The 15,622-nt window shown below is 61.0% G+C and carries 12 protein-coding genes and 2 pseudogenes; 4 read left to right on the top strand and 10 right to left on the bottom strand.

Going from position 1 to position 15,622, the window contains the following annotated elements; all coding sequences use genetic code 11:
* The first annotated feature begins 183 nt into the window (after window positions 1–183).
* Window positions 184–771 (top strand): recombinase family protein, encoded by a 588-nt coding sequence (locus tag OS914_RS12995; RefSeq protein ID WP_267546482.1) that lies wholly within the window; start codon window positions 184–186, stop codon window positions 769–771.
* An 890-nt stretch (window positions 772–1,661) separates the two neighbouring features.
* Here the strand turns inward: OS914_RS12995 and OS914_RS18375 are convergent.
* Together OS914_RS18375 and OS914_RS18370 are read right to left on the bottom strand one after the other, a co-directional pair.
* Window positions 1,662–2,327, bottom strand: a complete 666-nt coding sequence (locus OS914_RS18375; RefSeq protein ID WP_476375313.1) for an S-layer homology domain-containing protein — start codon at window positions 2,325–2,327, stop codon at window positions 1,662–1,664.
* Between the two features lie 219 nt (window positions 2,328–2,546).
* A pseudogene (locus tag OS914_RS18370) lies at window positions 2,547–2,855 on the bottom strand (HNH endonuclease family protein); the annotation flags it as partial.
* An 834-nt stretch (window positions 2,856–3,689) separates the two neighbouring features.
* Here OS914_RS18370 and OS914_RS12975 point away from each other — a divergent pair.
* Window positions 3,690–3,896 (top strand): hypothetical protein, encoded by a 207-nt coding sequence (locus OS914_RS12975; protein ID WP_267546481.1) that lies wholly within the window; start codon window positions 3,690–3,692, stop codon window positions 3,894–3,896.
* Between the two features lie 68 nt (window positions 3,897–3,964).
* On the opposite strand, the gene OS914_RS12970 is transcribed toward OS914_RS12975, so the two are convergent.
* Genes OS914_RS12970 through OS914_RS12955 form a run of 4 tightly spaced genes read right to left on the bottom strand, consistent with a single transcriptional unit; the run spans window position 3,965 to window position 7,690 of the window.
* Window positions 3,965–4,690, bottom strand: coding sequence for a maleate cis-trans isomerase family protein (locus tag OS914_RS12970; RefSeq protein ID WP_267546480.1), 726 nt, complete (start codon window positions 4,688–4,690; stop codon window positions 3,965–3,967).
* A complete protein-coding gene (locus tag OS914_RS12965) occupies window positions 4,687–6,192 on the bottom strand; it encodes an amidohydrolase family protein (protein ID WP_267546479.1) in 1,506 nt (501 codons plus the stop codon). The genes OS914_RS12970 and OS914_RS12965 overlap by 4 nt, the downstream gene beginning before the upstream one ends.
* A complete protein-coding gene (locus OS914_RS12960; protein ID WP_267546478.1) occupies window positions 6,192–6,986 on the bottom strand; it encodes an aspartate/glutamate racemase family protein in 795 nt (264 codons plus the stop codon). The genes OS914_RS12965 and OS914_RS12960 overlap by 1 nt, the downstream gene beginning before the upstream one ends.
* 56 nt (window positions 6,987–7,042) lie before the next feature.
* Window positions 7,043–7,690, bottom strand: a complete 648-nt coding sequence (locus OS914_RS12955; protein ID WP_267546477.1) for a GntR family transcriptional regulator — start codon at window positions 7,688–7,690, stop codon at window positions 7,043–7,045.
* 663 nt (window positions 7,691–8,353) lie between these two features.
* Here OS914_RS12955 and OS914_RS12950 point away from each other — a divergent pair.
* A complete protein-coding gene (locus OS914_RS12950; protein WP_267546476.1) occupies window positions 8,354–9,820 on the top strand; it encodes an MFS transporter in 1,467 nt (488 codons plus the stop codon).
* 98 nt (window positions 9,821–9,918) lie between these two features.
* Entirely contained in the window at window positions 9,919–11,400 is a 1,482-nt protein-coding gene (locus OS914_RS12945; RefSeq protein WP_267546475.1) for an amidase, read from the top strand.
* 95 nt (window positions 11,401–11,495) lie between these two features.
* Here the strand turns inward: OS914_RS12945 and OS914_RS12940 are convergent, their stop codons facing one another.
* The 4 genes and pseudogenes from OS914_RS12940 to OS914_RS12925 all read right to left on the bottom strand — a co-directional run bounded on the left by OS914_RS12940 (window position 11,496) and on the right by OS914_RS12925 (window position 15,485).
* Complete coding sequence (locus OS914_RS12940) at window positions 11,496–12,077, bottom strand: recombinase family protein (RefSeq protein WP_267546474.1); 582 nt, start codon at window positions 12,075–12,077, stop codon at window positions 11,496–11,498.
* A 244-nt stretch (window positions 12,078–12,321) separates the two neighbouring features.
* Window positions 12,322–13,371 (bottom strand): BMP family protein, encoded by a 1,050-nt coding sequence (locus tag OS914_RS12935; RefSeq protein WP_267546473.1) that lies wholly within the window; start codon window positions 13,369–13,371, stop codon window positions 12,322–12,324.
* A gap of 951 nt (window positions 13,372–14,322) precedes the next feature.
* Window positions 14,323–14,696 (bottom strand): annotated as a pseudogene (locus tag OS914_RS12930) (hypothetical protein).
* A 363-nt stretch (window positions 14,697–15,059) separates the two neighbouring features.
* Window positions 15,060–15,485 carry an Hsp20/alpha crystallin family protein gene (locus OS914_RS12925; RefSeq protein ID WP_267546472.1) on the bottom strand — a complete coding sequence of 142 codons (426 nt, stop codon included), beginning with the start codon at window positions 15,483–15,485 and terminating at the stop codon, window positions 15,060–15,062.
* Window positions 15,486–15,622 lie beyond the last annotated feature (137 nt).

Below are 15,622 nucleotides of genomic sequence, written 5' to 3'. Positions count from 1 at the left end.
CAATGTAAGCAGCAGCTGAACCACGACGTCTCCGATGCGGCGAGAGAATACTCGTTGCACCGGGGCCGTTGTCAAGTGTCCATCAGGGTGTACCCGAACTAACATGTTGAGATCACTGCAGAGTTACGTCAATCAAGGTATTTTTCGACTATGGTTAGACATAACTGATGGAGGGTTATAAAGATGGCTGGACACAAAGGGCAGGTAGTTGGCTACGTGCGGGTTAGCGCTGCCGACCAGAACGAGGCGCGGCAGCTCGAAGCACTTGGCCCTGTGGACAGGCTGTTCTCCGAGAAGGTCAGCGGCAAGAACACAGACGACAGAGCCCAGCTCCAGCAGATGCTCGTCTACGTCCGCGACGGGGACAAGGTTCGGGTGAAGTCACCCGATCGCCTGGCACGGTCCACGACGGACCTTCTCGCTCTCGTTGAGCAACTCAAAGCCAAGGGCGTCGCCCTGGAGTTCATCGACAACCCGGCCCTGAACACTGATACGCCCCAGGGGGAGTTCATGCTCACGGTCCTGGCCGCCATCGCGCAGTTGGAGCGCAAGACCATCCGTGAGCGTCAGGCGGAGGGCATTGCCATTGCCAAGAGGAACGGCGTTTACGACCGGGTTCCGAAGCTTGCACCGGAACAAATCCAGCTGGCACGCCAGCGGATTGCCCAGGACGCGCCCAAAGCCAAGGTGGCCCGGGATCTTGGCGTCTCGCGGCAGACGCTGTATGCAGCACTGAACGGCAGCGGAAAGTACGCCGAGGTCAGCTCATGAACGATGGCGATGGGATGCGCCCGATCCCGCTGCGTGAGCTGGTTCAGGCTGCTGAACGGGGTGTATCCCAGACGCTGACCGCTTACAGCACGCCAGGAAGGAAACCGTCAGGAAGACATCCGAGACCCGCGACAACACCCGTCAATACGAACGAGCCCTGGACCTGGCTAAGACCCGCATCGGCATCACGACCGGAACAGGAAGAACCCAGCTGCCCATCACAAGCATCACCGGCGGCAACTGGCGTGAAACACCGATCATCAAATCCCGCCTGGCCGGCGGCTTCTGCCTCCGCGCCCCGGCGCAGGAAGCCTGCCCCTATGCGAACATCTGCGAACACTGCCCCAGCTTCCGCACCGAGAACAGCAACCTGCAAGTGCTTCAAGCCCAACGCAAAGACGCCGCCCTCCTGGCCCAAGACGCCATCGGGCGCAGCTGGGACAGCGAAGCACGAAGACACCAAGCATTGGTCAAACAGCTCGACCTACTCATCCAGGAAACCGGCATAGCATGAAACCCGAACCGCTCAACGAAAGAGTCGAAGCAGCCCTGCACCAGCTCCTCACGGCGAGAGGTGCGCCGGGGCATCGACCTCACCCACCGCCGTATGGGATGCGCCAGGCCCAGCGCCGGCGGAGTGGTCCTGGCCCCGGATCCTTCCCCAGCGCAGCACCTTCGTGGGCAGTGCCGACCTGTAGTGGTGCCGGCAGGATCATGACCTCACGTTCTGACAACAACACCCGGCCACAATGCCCCGCCCCGACCCCGGGCCACTGAAACCGGTTAACCTCAACGGGTTCGCTCTGCCTGCACAGGTTCTGGCACGGGGAAGCAGCAGGGCGGGCTGGCTAGGGCAGGTGCATCCGGTTTCGGACCTGGCCGCTCACGCTTCAGGGGTGTCCGGGAAGGGTCTCACAGGCGATGCGATCGCCGTCGGAGTCCAGCCGGGCCACGTCCCCGTAGTAGGGGTAGTAAGTATCGAACCAGGATTGTGCCGCCTGCCAGGTGTCGAAGTCACCGCAGTTTTTGGTGTCCCCCGGATTTGCCGGTTGAGTGGGAGGTGGCGGAGGTGGCAGGACCGTTCCACCACCGCCTGTGTTGCATCCGCTTCCGACTGGGCTGGTGCCTCCATTGACGAATCTGAAGATGAAGGCGGCCATGGCGTCTCTGGCGACGGGCTGTACCGGCTGGAAGGCCTGACACCCGGAGCCTGCATCCCACCCGGTGGAGATCCCCATTGAGGCGAGCCAGGTAATTTGCTGGTAGAACATGTTCCCGGTGGAGACGTCAACGAAGGGAGATGAAGGCGGAGCCTGAAACCAGGGGCTGCCCGCAGATCGGTAGAGGAACGCCGCCATGGCATCCCGGTTGACAGGCTCAAGTGGCCGGAATGTTCGCCGGCCGTCAGGTTCCGGCCATCCGGTTGAGATGTTCATGGCTGAGAGCCAGGTGATCTCCTTGTAAAACTGATTAGACGAATCGACATCCGCAAAAGGTGACACTGCAGGCGAGGTGAAGACGGGTTTCCCGGCGAGCCGGTAAAGGAACGCGGCCATGGCGTCCCGGGCAACGGGGCTAAGGGGCCTGTAGGTTCTTGAGCCGTCTGCTTCGACCCACCCCGTGGAGATGCCCTGGGCTGCCAGCCAGGAAATTTCGGTATAAAACTGTGTTGACGGCGGCACATCGCCAAACGATACGGGCGCGGCGGTTATCGCCACAGCCGGAAGTGCTACCTGCCTGGCGCCGCAGTCGTCTTTAAGGACGGAAGCGAGTGCGGTGTGCTCGGCGGGATCGATGCTCAGGTTCCACCGGTACTTCACCAAAGTCCAGTCTGTGGCGTAGTCGCAGGCACTGCCGGTAAGGGGTGGCATCCAAGTGGAGGGGTCCTGATCGCTTTTGGATTGGTTGACGTTATCTGTGACGGCTTCTAAAGCGACGGGGAGACCGAGGTCATTTGCATAATCGCGGCGCTGGGACGCTGTCCAGTTCCTGGCGCCTGACCCCCAGGCCTCAGCCAAGGGGACCATGTGATCGATGTCCACGTCAGAGGCGTTGGTCCATGTATTCCCGTCATACCAGGACATCCATTGCCCCGTCGCGACCGTGCAGCCCGAACTCATGGTCACGGGAACCAGGGACTCCTGCTGGAGCACTTCGGCGCGGGTGTCACACCCATCGCCGTCCGCATCGATCCAATGTTCAAAGGAGGAACGATCATACCCCGCGTTCGACTCTTCCCCAACGCTGAGGTAGCTCAGCACGGTAGCCGCACTTGCAGTATCAGCAGCACCCGCTGTCTGCGGCAGGCCAATCACAGCCGACGCGGCCAGCACCAACGATGCTGACCACGAAATTATTCTGGACATCAGTGTCCCCCCATTGATAAGAACGCCCATATCGTGCGAGATCTTAGATACTACTTTGCCACCCGGTTATTCAACATTTGAAGGTACAAAGTCCGTCCCGTGCCGCCAGCAACCCGCGGGAGGCCCGGCGGACGGACGCCGGCCAAAGTGCTCTGTACTGGCCGTCGGCCGCTTATTTGCGCCACACCCACCGCCCTCTGAAGGCTGGGCACCAGCTGCGGTCGGAGGCAAGCAGGTAAAGCGTGCAGGCAGGCAAAAGACCCCGTTCGCCCTGCGGGGGCCTACTCCAACTTTCGCTGCGTGCGCCGCATCAGGCTGCTGGCCCAGATGTATCCCCGACGCTGACCGCTCACAGTATTCAGACAGGCGAGAAGGCATCACCCTGACGTCAAGTTGGGGTACACCCCAACTGGATACATCGCCTACCTGCAAAGGTCGCGCAGACGGGGAATCCGATTTTGGGTTTCAGTGCTCGACGGGGGCTTTCTGTGATCGTTTGGTCTCGTTAGTTGTCGGTGTCGATGATTCCCCAGCCGGGCCGTCGACGACAATGTGGCGGCCGCGGCTGAGGCCAGCGAACAACTCGTCCTTGACTCGTGCAAGCATGCTGTAGACATCGCCGAGCTTAACACTCAGCTGGCCGAAGTCCGCGCAACCGGGACCATGCTAAGGGAAACGCAGGACGCCCTGATGGCCCGCATCCAACTGCCAGACGCGACGAATCTCGCACGGGAGAATGGCGACTCGAAGAAGCGCTAACGCATGTCCCGAGGACAGCTGCACTCACTAACCCGCGATTTCGGTGCGGGTTAGTGAGGGTTGCGGCTTCAGGCCAGGAGCCTGCCCCAGCGGGGGTCGAGGAGGGGTATTCCGGCGAGCTGAAGGCATCGCCAGAGGGTGACGGCGACGGAGTCGAGGATGGGCACTTGCGTGCGGGTTTCGAGGTCTTCGACAACGGGAGCCCCATAGAGGTTTGTACAAAGGTAGATGAGCGCGTCGGGGTGGTCGGCGGCGAGCTCGAGTGAGCCGGGGATGAGTTCTTCGGGTGCGACGCGTGCAAAGGATTCATTGTCGCTGAGTCCTAGGAAGCGGTGTCCGGCAACATGGATCCCCTCCTCAGAGTATCGAGTGATGATTTTTTCGTTGACGTCCTGGGTATAGGGGGTGATGAGACCAATCGATTGGATGCCGAAATCGGTGAAGGCGTCGAAGTAGGCCAGGGTAGAGGTTGTTGCGGGCACGCCGGTGGCCGCGGTAATCTCGGTGGCGATCGCGCGGTCGTGTCCGGGGCCGAGCCAGGATCCGGACGTTCCGTTCCAGGCGATGACGTCCACGTCGGCGGTTGCTAGCAGTTCTGCAGCGTGGCGCATACCCGCGATGTCGAACTGCTTGTCGGCGCCGGCGTCGACCCCGATTCGGGTGACGGGAATACGTGCTGAGTGGATTGTCACGTCTTCGCGGCCGCCCAGGATGCGGTAGCTTTGCGGCTCGAGGCACGTGTTGGATGAGGGGACGATCATGCCGATGCGCTTGGGGCGTGCGGTGTGGTTCATGACAGGGTCCTTCCCGTTGTGGCAGGTATGCTGCCGGCGGTCTCGTTGTCGCCCGGAGACTGCGGATCTGATGCTGCTGCGGCTTCCCGGTAGCCGAGGCGGGCAATGTAGCGGCCTACCGGGCCGGGGTCGTGGAAGCCTTGTTCGTCAAGGACAAGACGGCCGCCGGCGACGACGATCTGCGGCCAGCCTCGCAGTTCGCGGCCGTGGAAAGGTGAGAAGTCCGTACCCATGTGCAATTCCTTCCCGTCGACGGTACGTGTTTCGTCCGGGTTGAAGACGACAAGGTCGGCGTCGTATCCGGCCGCGATGACGCCTTTGCCGGGGAGAGCGTTGATGCGGGCCGGAGCTGCGGAAAAAAGCTCCACGAATCGTTCCAGCAATTCTTCGTGTGCTCGGTTTGGGGCGCTGTCGGTGTGTTTTTCACCCGTGGCCAGTGTTTCGGCAAGTGCAGTGAAGGCGACCGGCATACGTGTTTCGATGGTGGGAAGGCCGTGCGGCATTTGCCGGATGTCGTCGGTCCTCTCACGTTTCTGGGTTAGGTCGTAGCAAGAGTGATCGCTGGAAACGGTGTGGATTGATCCGTCGGCGAAGCGCTGCTTTAAGGCTGCGACCGTTTCTGCTGAACGCATGGGCGGGCAGCAGGAGTACCATTCGGGGAAGCGGGAGGCATAGACGCCGTCATCCAGAACAAGGTAGTGCGGGCATGTCTCGGAGTGGATGTCCAGTCCCCGCGCCCTGGCCTCAGTCACCAGGTCCACGGCACGTGCAGTTGACTGGTGCACGAAGTACACAGGGGCCCCCGTGTACTCTGCCATGGCGAGGACTTCGCTGACGGAAGCCTCTTCGGCTAGCTCGGGGCGGGTTTCGTGTAAATATTCAATGCCGATTTTTCCGGCTGCTGCATGCTCGGCGGTGCAGTCTACGATGATGGCGTCATGCTCGGCGTGAATATAGGTAAGCCCGTCAAGCCGGACCATCTCCTTCATGACCTTTAGCACCGTGTCGTTCTCCGCGATCGTGGTGCCGCGGTTCGTCATATACATCTTCACGGAGCGGATGCCGAGGGCTGCGAGTTCCTCAAGCTGGGTCGGGATGGTCTCATCCCAGTCGATGACGGCGCCATGGAGGGCGACATCGCTGCGTGATTCGCGGGCCAACTCCAGCTTGGCTTTGGACGCCTCGAGGGGGGACTCTGTCGCATCACGGGGAATGCCAAAGTCCATCACAGTGGTGGTGCCACCCCATAGGGCGGCGATAGACGTTGAGGCATAGTCGTCAATGGTCCTGAAGCGGCCCGTCACCTGGGCGATGTGGCAGTGGCCATCCACGCCGCCGGGAATAACGACCCTGCCAGCGGCGTCAATGACGCGGTCAGCTGGGGGCACTGGCTCGGAAGCATCGAGCACGGCGCAGATACGACCGCCGTCGACCACCACGTGGGCTGTGCGGCTACCGAAGGAGTTGACGACCAGGCCGTTGGCAATTACGAGACTGCTCATCAGAGAACAACCCCTTCGATGCGGGTGGACGTTGTGGTTGGCGAGGAGTTTTGGGCGGCCTCGAGCGCGGCGTCCATGGCCGGTGAGAGCCCGCCCCTGCGCTTGGGTGGTGGGGGTGCAAACGAACCGGCACGATGTGGCCCGGAACGGAGTCCGATGACGGCCTCTGCCAGGCGGATGCCTGCTCCTATTCCGTCAACGACGGGGACCGGGATGTCGGAGGCTACGCTGCGGGCTAGTCCCGCCAGGGGAGCGCCGGCAAGGATGACCACGTCGGCGCCGTCCTCAGCGACAGCGAGACGGGCAAGATCCACCAAGGTGGAACGGAAGTCGTCCTGAACCGCGCCGATGCTGCCAAGGGCCTGTTTGATAGAGCGGATCGAGGCCAGCCGCTGGCCGAAGCCGAACTGTTCTACGCAATCGCGATACCAGGCCGTGATGCGGTCCGAAATCGCGATGATCGAAATCCGCTGGCCTTGCAGGGCCGCAGCACACAGGGCCGCCTCGGTAATACCAATGACAGGGACGTTCACGAGTTCCTTAAGAGCAGGCAAACCGGGATCCCCGAACGCCGCGACGAGGACACCGTCGACTGTACCGCGGTGTTCGGCAATGAGCTCGGCCACCGCCCCTGCGGCGATGAGTGACTCAAAGCGGGTCTCGATGTACTCGACCCCGTATCCGGCAGTGCCCACGACCAGTTCAGTGCTTGGGCCTGCCGAGCGCTCTGCCTCGTCACGGATGAGTTCCGTAACGTCGTGGCTAATGTTTGGATTGACCACTAGAAGTTTCATGGATGGTTCCCTGTCTCTTGACCGCAGTGATGGCATGGGTCCTGGGAGGCCCCTACCTAAATGGTGTGCGGGTATTGGTCCTTGTACTTATCAATGTGATGGACTGATTGTTCCGCGCCCCGCTCGGGATCCCCGCTTGCAATCGCGGCGAGGAGTTCACGGTGTTCCTGGATGAGCTCGGACAGGTCGGTGACATGCCGGAAGAGCCAGTGCATGCGGCCCTGCAGCGGTTCCAAGGCGGCCTTCAGGAAGCCGTTGTCTGCAATCCGTGTGACCTCGTCGTGAAATTCGCTGTTGGCGCGGTGTGCCTCATTGATGCTTCCCCTGGCGAGGGCGTCTGAGGCCCTGTCCAAGATCGACTCAAGTGTTGCTATGTCTTCCGGGGTTGCCCTCTCGGTCGCACGCCGGCAGGCCAAAACCTCAAGTGAGGCACGAACGTCAAAGAGGTCCTCGACCTCCCGCTCGCTCAGCCCGGCGACGACGGATCCCCGGGTAGCCCGCTCGGCCAGCACGCCCTCTTGCTGGAGCATGCGTAGCGCTTCGCGGATAGGCAGTCGGGAAACATTGAACTCCGCCGCAAGATCCCGCTCAACCAACCTCGTCCCGACGGCGTAATGGCCCTCAAAGACTCGCGTTCGCAGGGTATCGCGAATCTCCTCACGCAGTGGCCGACCCCTCTGTGGTTCTGGTAACGGTTGCGCCACTTCTTGCTCCTTTGCTCAAGCTGCACGGACGCAGCTGATGGTGTCTAACCAAGGCTCAACGAGAACATCTATGGGACTACATGAGAAACGGCCAAGCCAATCGACCTGCCTCACCTTGTGAAACCGCAGCATCCACCGACACTTCAACGTCCAAACTATCGATTCCGTAGGACTAAGCAGCGGCAGGTGAGGCTGGAGTACGCCCTTGAAAGACGAACTGCACGCTCTTCACGACGCTCCGGACAGGGGTGGGTCCAAAGCCTAAACGTGAAACTAATTGGGATCCCAAGGCCACGTTAGGTGCCGCAGCATCCAACCGTCAAGAGGTCAGGCGACTTCAACTGGAACTGTCGTCCTTTATCGCCAGAAGGCCCGGCTGCCCGGCCGGGGAAGTGGGACGGGTGAAATGGAGTGCGTTGACTGTCGGGCGAATTTGCCACCCCAAAACCCTTGACGCGTGTTGCCTATCACATTTAGGCTCATCACTGGGATCCCAAGTTGGGATCCCAGTATTGAGCTTTAGGGTGCGGACCACCGTCTCTATCCTGAGAGCAAACCTCAACATCTCCAGACCGTTACGGCACCAAGACGCATCGTGTACCCCCGACCGGTCACCCCATGCCTGCAGGCACGTGAAGTGCCTGCCCCTGAAGGGAGAATCCCTTGAGCCCTCAGCTCACGCCCCAAGAAGCTGCGACATCGCAGCGCCAACATTCTCAATTAGCCTCCGCCCTGGACACCATTGGCCTCGGTCGGGCCCAGAAGATCATCATCCTGCTCGTCGCCATTGGCACCATCTTTGATGCAATCGAACAGTTCAACATTGGCTACGCCGCCCCCGCGATCAAGCGGGTCTGGGCCCTGCAGGACTTCCAGGTGGGCCTGTTAAGCACCGCGACATTCGGCGGGGTTGCCGTCGGATGCCTTTTGGCCGGCGTCGCCGGAGACGTCCTGGGCCGCAAGGTCACCTATCTGTACAACTTGGCTCTCTACACCTTAGGGGCCCTTGTCTGTGCCTTTGCCCCCGACTACACCGTCCTGATCATCGGGCGCATCATCGTCGGAGTCGGGCTCGGCGGCGAGCTGAACACCGGCATCACTATTGTCTCGGAAATGGTTCCGACGAAGCTGCGCGGGGCGTGCACCGCGATCGTCCAGGTTGCTGGCGGCGGTCTCGGGATCTTCCTCTCCAGCGCCCTCTCCTGGGCGATCCTCGTTCCCGGAGGACACCTGTTCGGTGGCGAGGACCTCAGCTGGCGCTGGCTGCTGGGAGTCCTGGCCGCACCCGCACTCCTGGTCTTCGTTTACCGGCGTTTCATGCCGGAAAGCCCGCGATACCTCCTCACCCGCGGCCGCGTGAAGGAAGCGAACACCGTTCTTAGCCTGTTCTCGCGTGGCCGGCTACGCAATGACGGCGGACCCGTCAACGAATACGTGAAAACGCCCGAGGGGTTCAAGACTCCCCAAGAATCGGTTCGGCTCCTGGACATCTTCCGTGGAGTCCTCCGTCGTCGGACCGCGGTGCTGTGGATCGTGTCCTTCATGGCCTTCGGTGCACAAGACACCATCACCATCTTCATGCCCTCGATTCTCGTCAACGAGGGCTACGCGGTGGCAACCAGCCTCAGCTTCACCCTGATCATTAACCTCGGCGGGCTGATCGGTTCCATCCTTGGTGCTTTCGGTGCCCACAAATGGCGGCGCAAGATCGTCCTCACGTACGGCTGCCTCGCGGCCGTCGTGACCGCCATCGGGTTCGTCATGTCCCCGAACCTAGGGCTGGTCCTTCTCTTTGGCTCACTCTTCCAACTCATGTCCATGGTGTTGAACACGCTCGTCTGGGTGTGGGCCCCTGAAATGTACCCCACCCGTGTCCGGGCCTTCGGCGTCGGCGCATCAGTGTTCATTGCCTCCGCAGCCGGCTCGATCATCCCTCCCTTCGCCGGAAAAGTCCTTGAGTCCTTCGGCGCAGTCGGCATCTTCGGTCTCGTCGTAGCCATGTACCTCATCGCAGCTGCCGCCGTAAGGTTCGGTCCGGAAACCCTGGGCAAGTCCCTGGAGCAGATCTCCGAACTCGACAACAAGGTCGAAAACCTTGAAGTCGCACCAACGACGACCACCACCCCCTAAAGCTCCACCCGTCGGCGGCTCTGGGCGTCCGGACCACCAGGATGCCCAGAGCCGCCGGAATGCCACCACGCTGTGAACCCCGTATTACAAGGAAGACCATGCCCGAGATCACTACAGAGCCAACGCCGATCCACACCATGGACGCCGGCACCCTAGCTGCTGCCATCCGCGACCGACAAGTCACCGCGGTGCAGGCAGTCACGGCTTATCTTGAAAGAATTGAGCGCTACAACCACCTCCTGGGGGCGATAGTTTCCCCTGGTCCGGCGAGGCTTCGCAGTGAAGCCCTCGCCCGGGCTGCTGCCGCCGACGAGGCCCAAGCCCGCGGAGAGGTCCTGGGCCCACTTCACGGCGTACCCTTCACCGTCAAAGACACCCTCGCGGTGGTCGGCTACCCGACCACCGCCGGGTCAATGGTCCTCAAGGACTACATTCCAGAGGCAACAGCGACCGTCATCGCCCGGATCCTGGCCGCAGGGGCCATCTTTCTGGGTAAAGCAAACTGCTCAGAATTCGCCGTCGACACACATGCCGGAAACCTGCTCTTCGGAGACTCCCGAAACCCCCTCGACACGACGCGGACACCAGGGGGTTCCAGCGGCGGTGACGCCGTTGCCGTCGCCGCCGGGCTCAGCGCCTTTGGCATCGGAACCGATTTCGGCGGGTCTGTCCGCTGGCCCGCACACTGCACCGGAACACTAAGCATGCGCCCCACGATCGGACTGCTCCCCGGCACGGGCATCCTGCCCTACGACACGACGGCGCCGATCGCACCACCAAATTCGTCGTCCGTCCTTCATCGCTACATGACTGCAGGACCGATCACCCGGTCAGTCGATGACCTCGAACTGCTCGTCCGCATCATGGCCGGCCCCGACGGCCTTGATGCTCAAACCGCCCCCGTCACCGTCCCGTCCTCAAAGACCATAGACATCTCAACGCTGTCGGTGGCTTGGTGTGCAGGCGAAGGCACAGTCCCGATCCGCAGCGACGTCGTCGCGGCCCTCTCCGCTGCCGCCGGAAAACTCACTCCAAGCGTCGCATCCGTCCGTGAGCAACGCCCTCCCCGACTCAATGAGGCAGCAGGACTCTTCCTTGAGCTCCGCGATGCTGAAGGCCTGCCAGAGGTAGCGAAAGCCATCCACCAGGCACAGGCCGAACAAGCCGATATCGCGGTAACGCCAGGGATCCTCGCGTACCTCGACTCGGTCGAAGCAACCCTAACGAACCAAAGCGCCAGCGATGCCCTCACCCATCTACTCGCCGCTACCGCCCGCAGGGACGCGGTCTACACGGCAGTAAGTACCTTCCTCAACGACCATCCCATCCTCCTGCTGCCCGTCGCCAGCGTCACCGCCCCACTCATCGGTACAACCTCCGAGCAGTTCGACGGGGCAGTCGTGCCGTGGTCCCAACTCGGATCCAGTTGCCGGGCGATAAGCATCCTCGCCCTGCCCAGCGCCGTCATCCCCATAGGCCATGGCGAAAACGGAATGCCAATCGGCATCCAAGTAATCGGTCGCCGCTTCCACGACCACGAAGTCCTGGCAGTCGCCAGAGAGCTCGAACGACTCAGCTAACAACCCGAGCTGGGTGGAAGCTTAAAATGGGATCTCCCGGCACTTTCATTTACCTTGAGGTGTTCCTGGTCCGGTAAATCCAGGCTTTGCTGTCGTTAGCCGGATTCCATACTGAGGTAGCGGTAGATGGTGGCCCGGCTTGCCCCGATGATTTTTCCGATATCGGCTGGTTTCAGGCCTTGGGTTTTCAAGTCCCGGGCTCGTTTGACGTTCGCGTGGGCGGCGGTGACTTCCCGCCGGCCTGCCTTGCGGCCGTGGGAGGCGGCGACAGCCATGCCGGCTTTGGTGCGTTCGGAGAGCTGATCGCGTTCGAGCTGGGCGAAGGCGGAGATGATGGTGACCATGGCTTGGGCCATGGCCCCGCCCAGTTCACTGGCGGGGTCCGTAGCGATACCGTCGCGCAGGGAGCGGAACTTGATGCCGTCTGCCTTGAAGTCGTCGAGGAGTTCGAGCAGGTGGCGGGTGTGGCGTCCGAGGCGGTCCAGCTTCCAGACAATGACTTCATCGCCTTGGCTGAGGCGGTCCAGCATCTTGTCCAGTTCGGGGCGGCTTGTTTTGGTTCCACTGATTCCGTGGTCGCGGTAGATCCGTTCACAACCGGCAGCTTCCAATTCCCGGATTTGCATCTCGGTGTCCTGGTCTGCGGTGCTCACTCGGGCGTATCCAAGGCGCGTCATGGATCTCTTCCTGTTGTTTCCCATCAAAGGATAATTTCCTCTGATGTTGAGAATATCAGAATGAGACACATTGCTGAGACTTTTCGGAGTTGACGCAAACTGCGAATATTCGGCGATCTACATTGGGAGCTGTCGGTGCAGGGGAGTGGCTGGTAGTTGTCTTGTCAAAGGTTCCTTTGACAGGACCTCGCTCTATCATCCCCTGAGTCCGCGCGGCATCTCAGCTCAGCTTGGGAGGGTCACGTCACGGGGTGGGAAATTCCGGGCCTGAATACTCTACGCTTACGGTGATTTTCTTTGCCACGATATCGCTGGTGAACTGCTTGATCTTGTCGCGTACATCCTCGGGTACGTAGTCGGCCAGCGTCAGACGGACGGCTTCGGGGTCCTCCAGCCCAATAAGATGGGTAGTACCAGCCTTGAAGTCTCCCTCGACGAAATCCTTAACCGCGGCGAAGGCTGCCGCACCCGAATCGGCTACCGCTGAACCAACGAAGATTTTAGGATCGTCTTGGGTGAAGTCCCGGACGTTGCCAAATTCGCGGGTCTTGCCACCTGATGCTTCAATAGCCTGGGCCACGCCGGGTCTGCCTGCGTTGAGCATGGTGAAGATGTAGTCGGCTCCCGCGCTGATTTCCGCGGCAGCAACCTTGCGAGAGAGCTCTACATCGTCTTGGTTGCCGGAGAAGTTGGTCAGGACTTTGGCCTGCGGATTGGTGTGGGCCACGCCGTTCACGTATGCGGCCCGTCCTTTGAGTCCTGGCGTTACTCGGATGCCGGACATGTGGCCCACAGTGTTCGTTTTCGTCAGGAGGCCGGCGGCTGCTCCGGCCAGCCAGGCGGATTCTTCCTGGAGGACTTCGTAGCTGGAGAGGTTGGGACCGACGACATCGGACTGTGTGACGACGAACATGATCTTGGGGAATTCCCCCGCCACCTTCGTGGCTGCTTTCGCGTTTTGGCCGCCGTGGGCGACGATGAGGCCCGGTGATGTCTCGGCAAGTTTGCGAAGGCCCGCCTCGAGGTCCGTTTGCTCCGGTTTGATGCCTTCAAGGACAGTCAATGTAATGCCGAGTTCTTTTTCAGCCCGTTTGAGGCCGTCGAAGCCGGACTGCATGAAACCCTTGTCGGTTGAGCTGCCAGCTAGCAGCAGGCCGACCTTCACCGGGCCCGCTGACGGACTGGCCTTCGAGGGTTCATTTGTGGGGGCCGTGCTGCAGGCCGTGAGACCCAGACCGGCAATCGCCAAAGTGGCTTTCAGGATAATGCGACGCTGCATTAGTTCCTCTTTCATAGGGTGAACTTTATCTTCCGTCTAACGAAAGTTTTTTAATGATATGGATAGCGACTCAGACGCGCAAGAACTGTCCAGGTTGTGACCACCAGCACATGGAGCCTGAATGCTCCCACCGGTTGGAGGGGAACATGAGAATTGCGAAGGATCGTTGGCGCGCAGTGCGGCCTTGGACGGCGGCCAGGGCTATGTTGCCAGCATGAGTGTTGACTTTGACCAATCCTGACTTGTGGAAACGATGCGCTTGATGCCGGACACAGGGCCGTCTATCGCAATGACCAAGGATCCACAGCAGCTCACATCGCAGTGGTTACAAGTAACCGGAGGTAGGAAAAGAGATAGGGCATCTGAGGATCAGTCAGGAAACAATTATTGGGCGATCAGGGAGGGGCAGTACTGTCAACCCGCTGACTGTCTTGCACACGCGACCGGTTTCGAAGTGGTGACACTGGCCCGCTAATCGTGCCGTTGAATCCCCTAAATGTCATCCCCAGAAGTCGTTTCCACGAAATACCCGAAGTCGTCTGCATTGCTTCGCCAGCTTCCGTGTTTCGGCAATTTGTGACCACCCGGTCACCGTTCCGGTCCATTGGAAATGAACCGCCCAAACCTCGACGACCAGACGGGAACGGCACCCCGGCATTTTCCATAACCTTGACCCGCCGAGAACATGCGAATCAAACCTCCAGCACGCTAGGACGACACGGTTTCAGTGGCGATGTTCAGACTTCAGACTGGAGCGCTGCTGATCGCACGGGTGCTCCAATCGCCGAAGCTCCGACCAGCCGGGCCGAAAATCTCGACAATGGATCCTTTGACAAGATGGTAGTGGTCGTCGCCTTGACTGGGATCCCGAAAAATGGGGTGGAGGCGCCGCATGGTTTCCTGTTCCGCCGGGTCTAAGTGTCCTGACGGGTTCAGGAAAGGTGCCGTGGCGCCCTTGCCTTGGGGTTAGTGGTCGTCGGGGCCGTAGATGAAGGCTTTGGCGTGATCGACGGCTTTTTTGAAGGCATCGTTGCGCATGTGATGTGGTCGCTTTGCCGGGTTTCAATGTAGTCGGTAATACCTGGGCGTAGGAGCCAGATGTCCCCGGCTGGTGGGAGGTAGAACACGGCGAAGGAGCGGTGGGTGTCGTCGTCGTCGGCCCATACGGGGACGACGGCCAGCGCGGCGCCGGTGTCGGCGTTGATCCACTGTGCCCGGGGCATGGGTTGTTCGTGGAGTTCCGGGTCCAGGAACGGGGCGGTGCCTTTGCCCCAGCGTTTCTCGAAGCGTTCATGAAATGCCGGCAACAAGGGTGAGTCGTAGCGACGCCATGCACTCATCTAAATGCACCTCCTAGCGGGTGGGTCCCACCGCAGCGGCCCGACGATAATCTCCGGCTGCCTAAGCGCAGGCTCGGGTATGGACACCTGGCCTCTGGCAGAGCGGCCGGCCATGGGCGCCTGCCCGGGCACGGGCGCCGCGTCTGTCGAATCTCTCAAGTGGCGGCGGCGCAACAGGGATATGTACGCCCGGCCGACATCACTGGCGCCGGCATCGGTGTCCGGCATTGCAGCGGTGGGGGTGTTTTTGGGTGGGACGGTCCCCGGCCGCTGGGGCCGGGAACCATCCCTGGGAGGCAGTGCCAGAAGCCGTCTTTTCGTTACGCCTCCGGCGAGGTTGGTGAGGTTTCCTCCCTCGTGTTTTTAGGAGTTGATGGATTGGCGGTCCCCTTCTTTGGTGGTGGTGATGGAGATCTTGCGGGGTTTGGCCCGCTCCGCCACCGGGATGCGCAGGCTCAGCACGCCGGAGTCGTAACTGGCCTGGATGTTCTCCGTGTCCAGGTTCTCGCCCAGGACCAATTGGCGGCTGAAAACACCCCGCGGTCTTTCCGTGGCGAGCATCTCCTTGTTCCCGTCCAGGCCCGGGCGTTCGGCCCTGACGGTGACCACGTTGCGTTCCACGTCCAGGTTGATCGAGTCCGGGCTGACACCGGGGAGATCAAACTCGACTTCGAAGGTGTCCCCTTCACGCCAGGCGTCCATCGGCATGGCCGCCGGGCGGGCCGCGGTCCCCAGTACCTGCTGGGCCAGTCGGTCGAGTTCGCGGAACGGGTCTGTACGCATCAACATGGCTATTCACTCCTTGTCAGTGTCACTTGATGCCATCTTTACTTGCTTGCTGCCCCATCAAGTTCTGTCTTGATGGGTATAGATTTTTTATAACACGACTGGCACACTGGTGCAAGAGGATTTTATTCAGAACGAAG

The organism is Arthrobacter endolithicus (genome assembly GCF_026627425.1).
Classification (GTDB): Bacteria; Actinomycetota; Actinomycetes; order Actinomycetales; family Micrococcaceae; genus Arthrobacter_M.
Note: the sequence above shows the minus strand (reverse complement) of the source record. Positions and strands in the feature narration are given on the sequence as shown.

Coding starts and splice junctions, on each gene's coding strand:
- OS914_RS12945 (WP_267546475.1), top strand. CDS start 9,919: ATGCCCGAGATCACTACAGAGCCAACGCCGATCCACACCATGGACGCC.
- OS914_RS12925 (WP_267546472.1), bottom strand. CDS start 15,485: ATGTTGATGCGTACAGACCCGTTCCGCGAACTCGACCGACTGGCCCAG.
- OS914_RS12940 (WP_267546474.1), bottom strand. CDS start 12,077: ATGACGCGCCTTGGATACGCCCGAGTGAGCACCGCAGACCAGGACACC.
- OS914_RS12935 (WP_267546473.1), bottom strand. CDS start 13,371: ATGAAAGAGGAACTAATGCAGCGTCGCATTATCCTGAAAGCCACTTTG.
- OS914_RS12970 (WP_267546480.1), bottom strand. CDS start 4,690: ATGAACCACACCGCACGCCCCAAGCGCATCGGCATGATCGTCCCCTCA.
- OS914_RS12965 (WP_267546479.1), bottom strand. CDS start 6,192: ATGAGCAGTCTCGTAATTGCCAACGGCCTGGTCGTCAACTCCTTCGGT.
- OS914_RS12960 (WP_267546478.1), bottom strand. CDS start 6,986: ATGAAACTTCTAGTGGTCAATCCAAACATTAGCCACGACGTTACGGAA.
- OS914_RS12995 (WP_267546482.1), top strand. CDS start 184: ATGGCTGGACACAAAGGGCAGGTAGTTGGCTACGTGCGGGTTAGCGCT.
- OS914_RS18375 (WP_476375313.1), bottom strand. CDS start 2,327: ATGGCCGCGTTCCTTTACCGGCTCGCCGGGAAACCCGTCTTCACCTCG.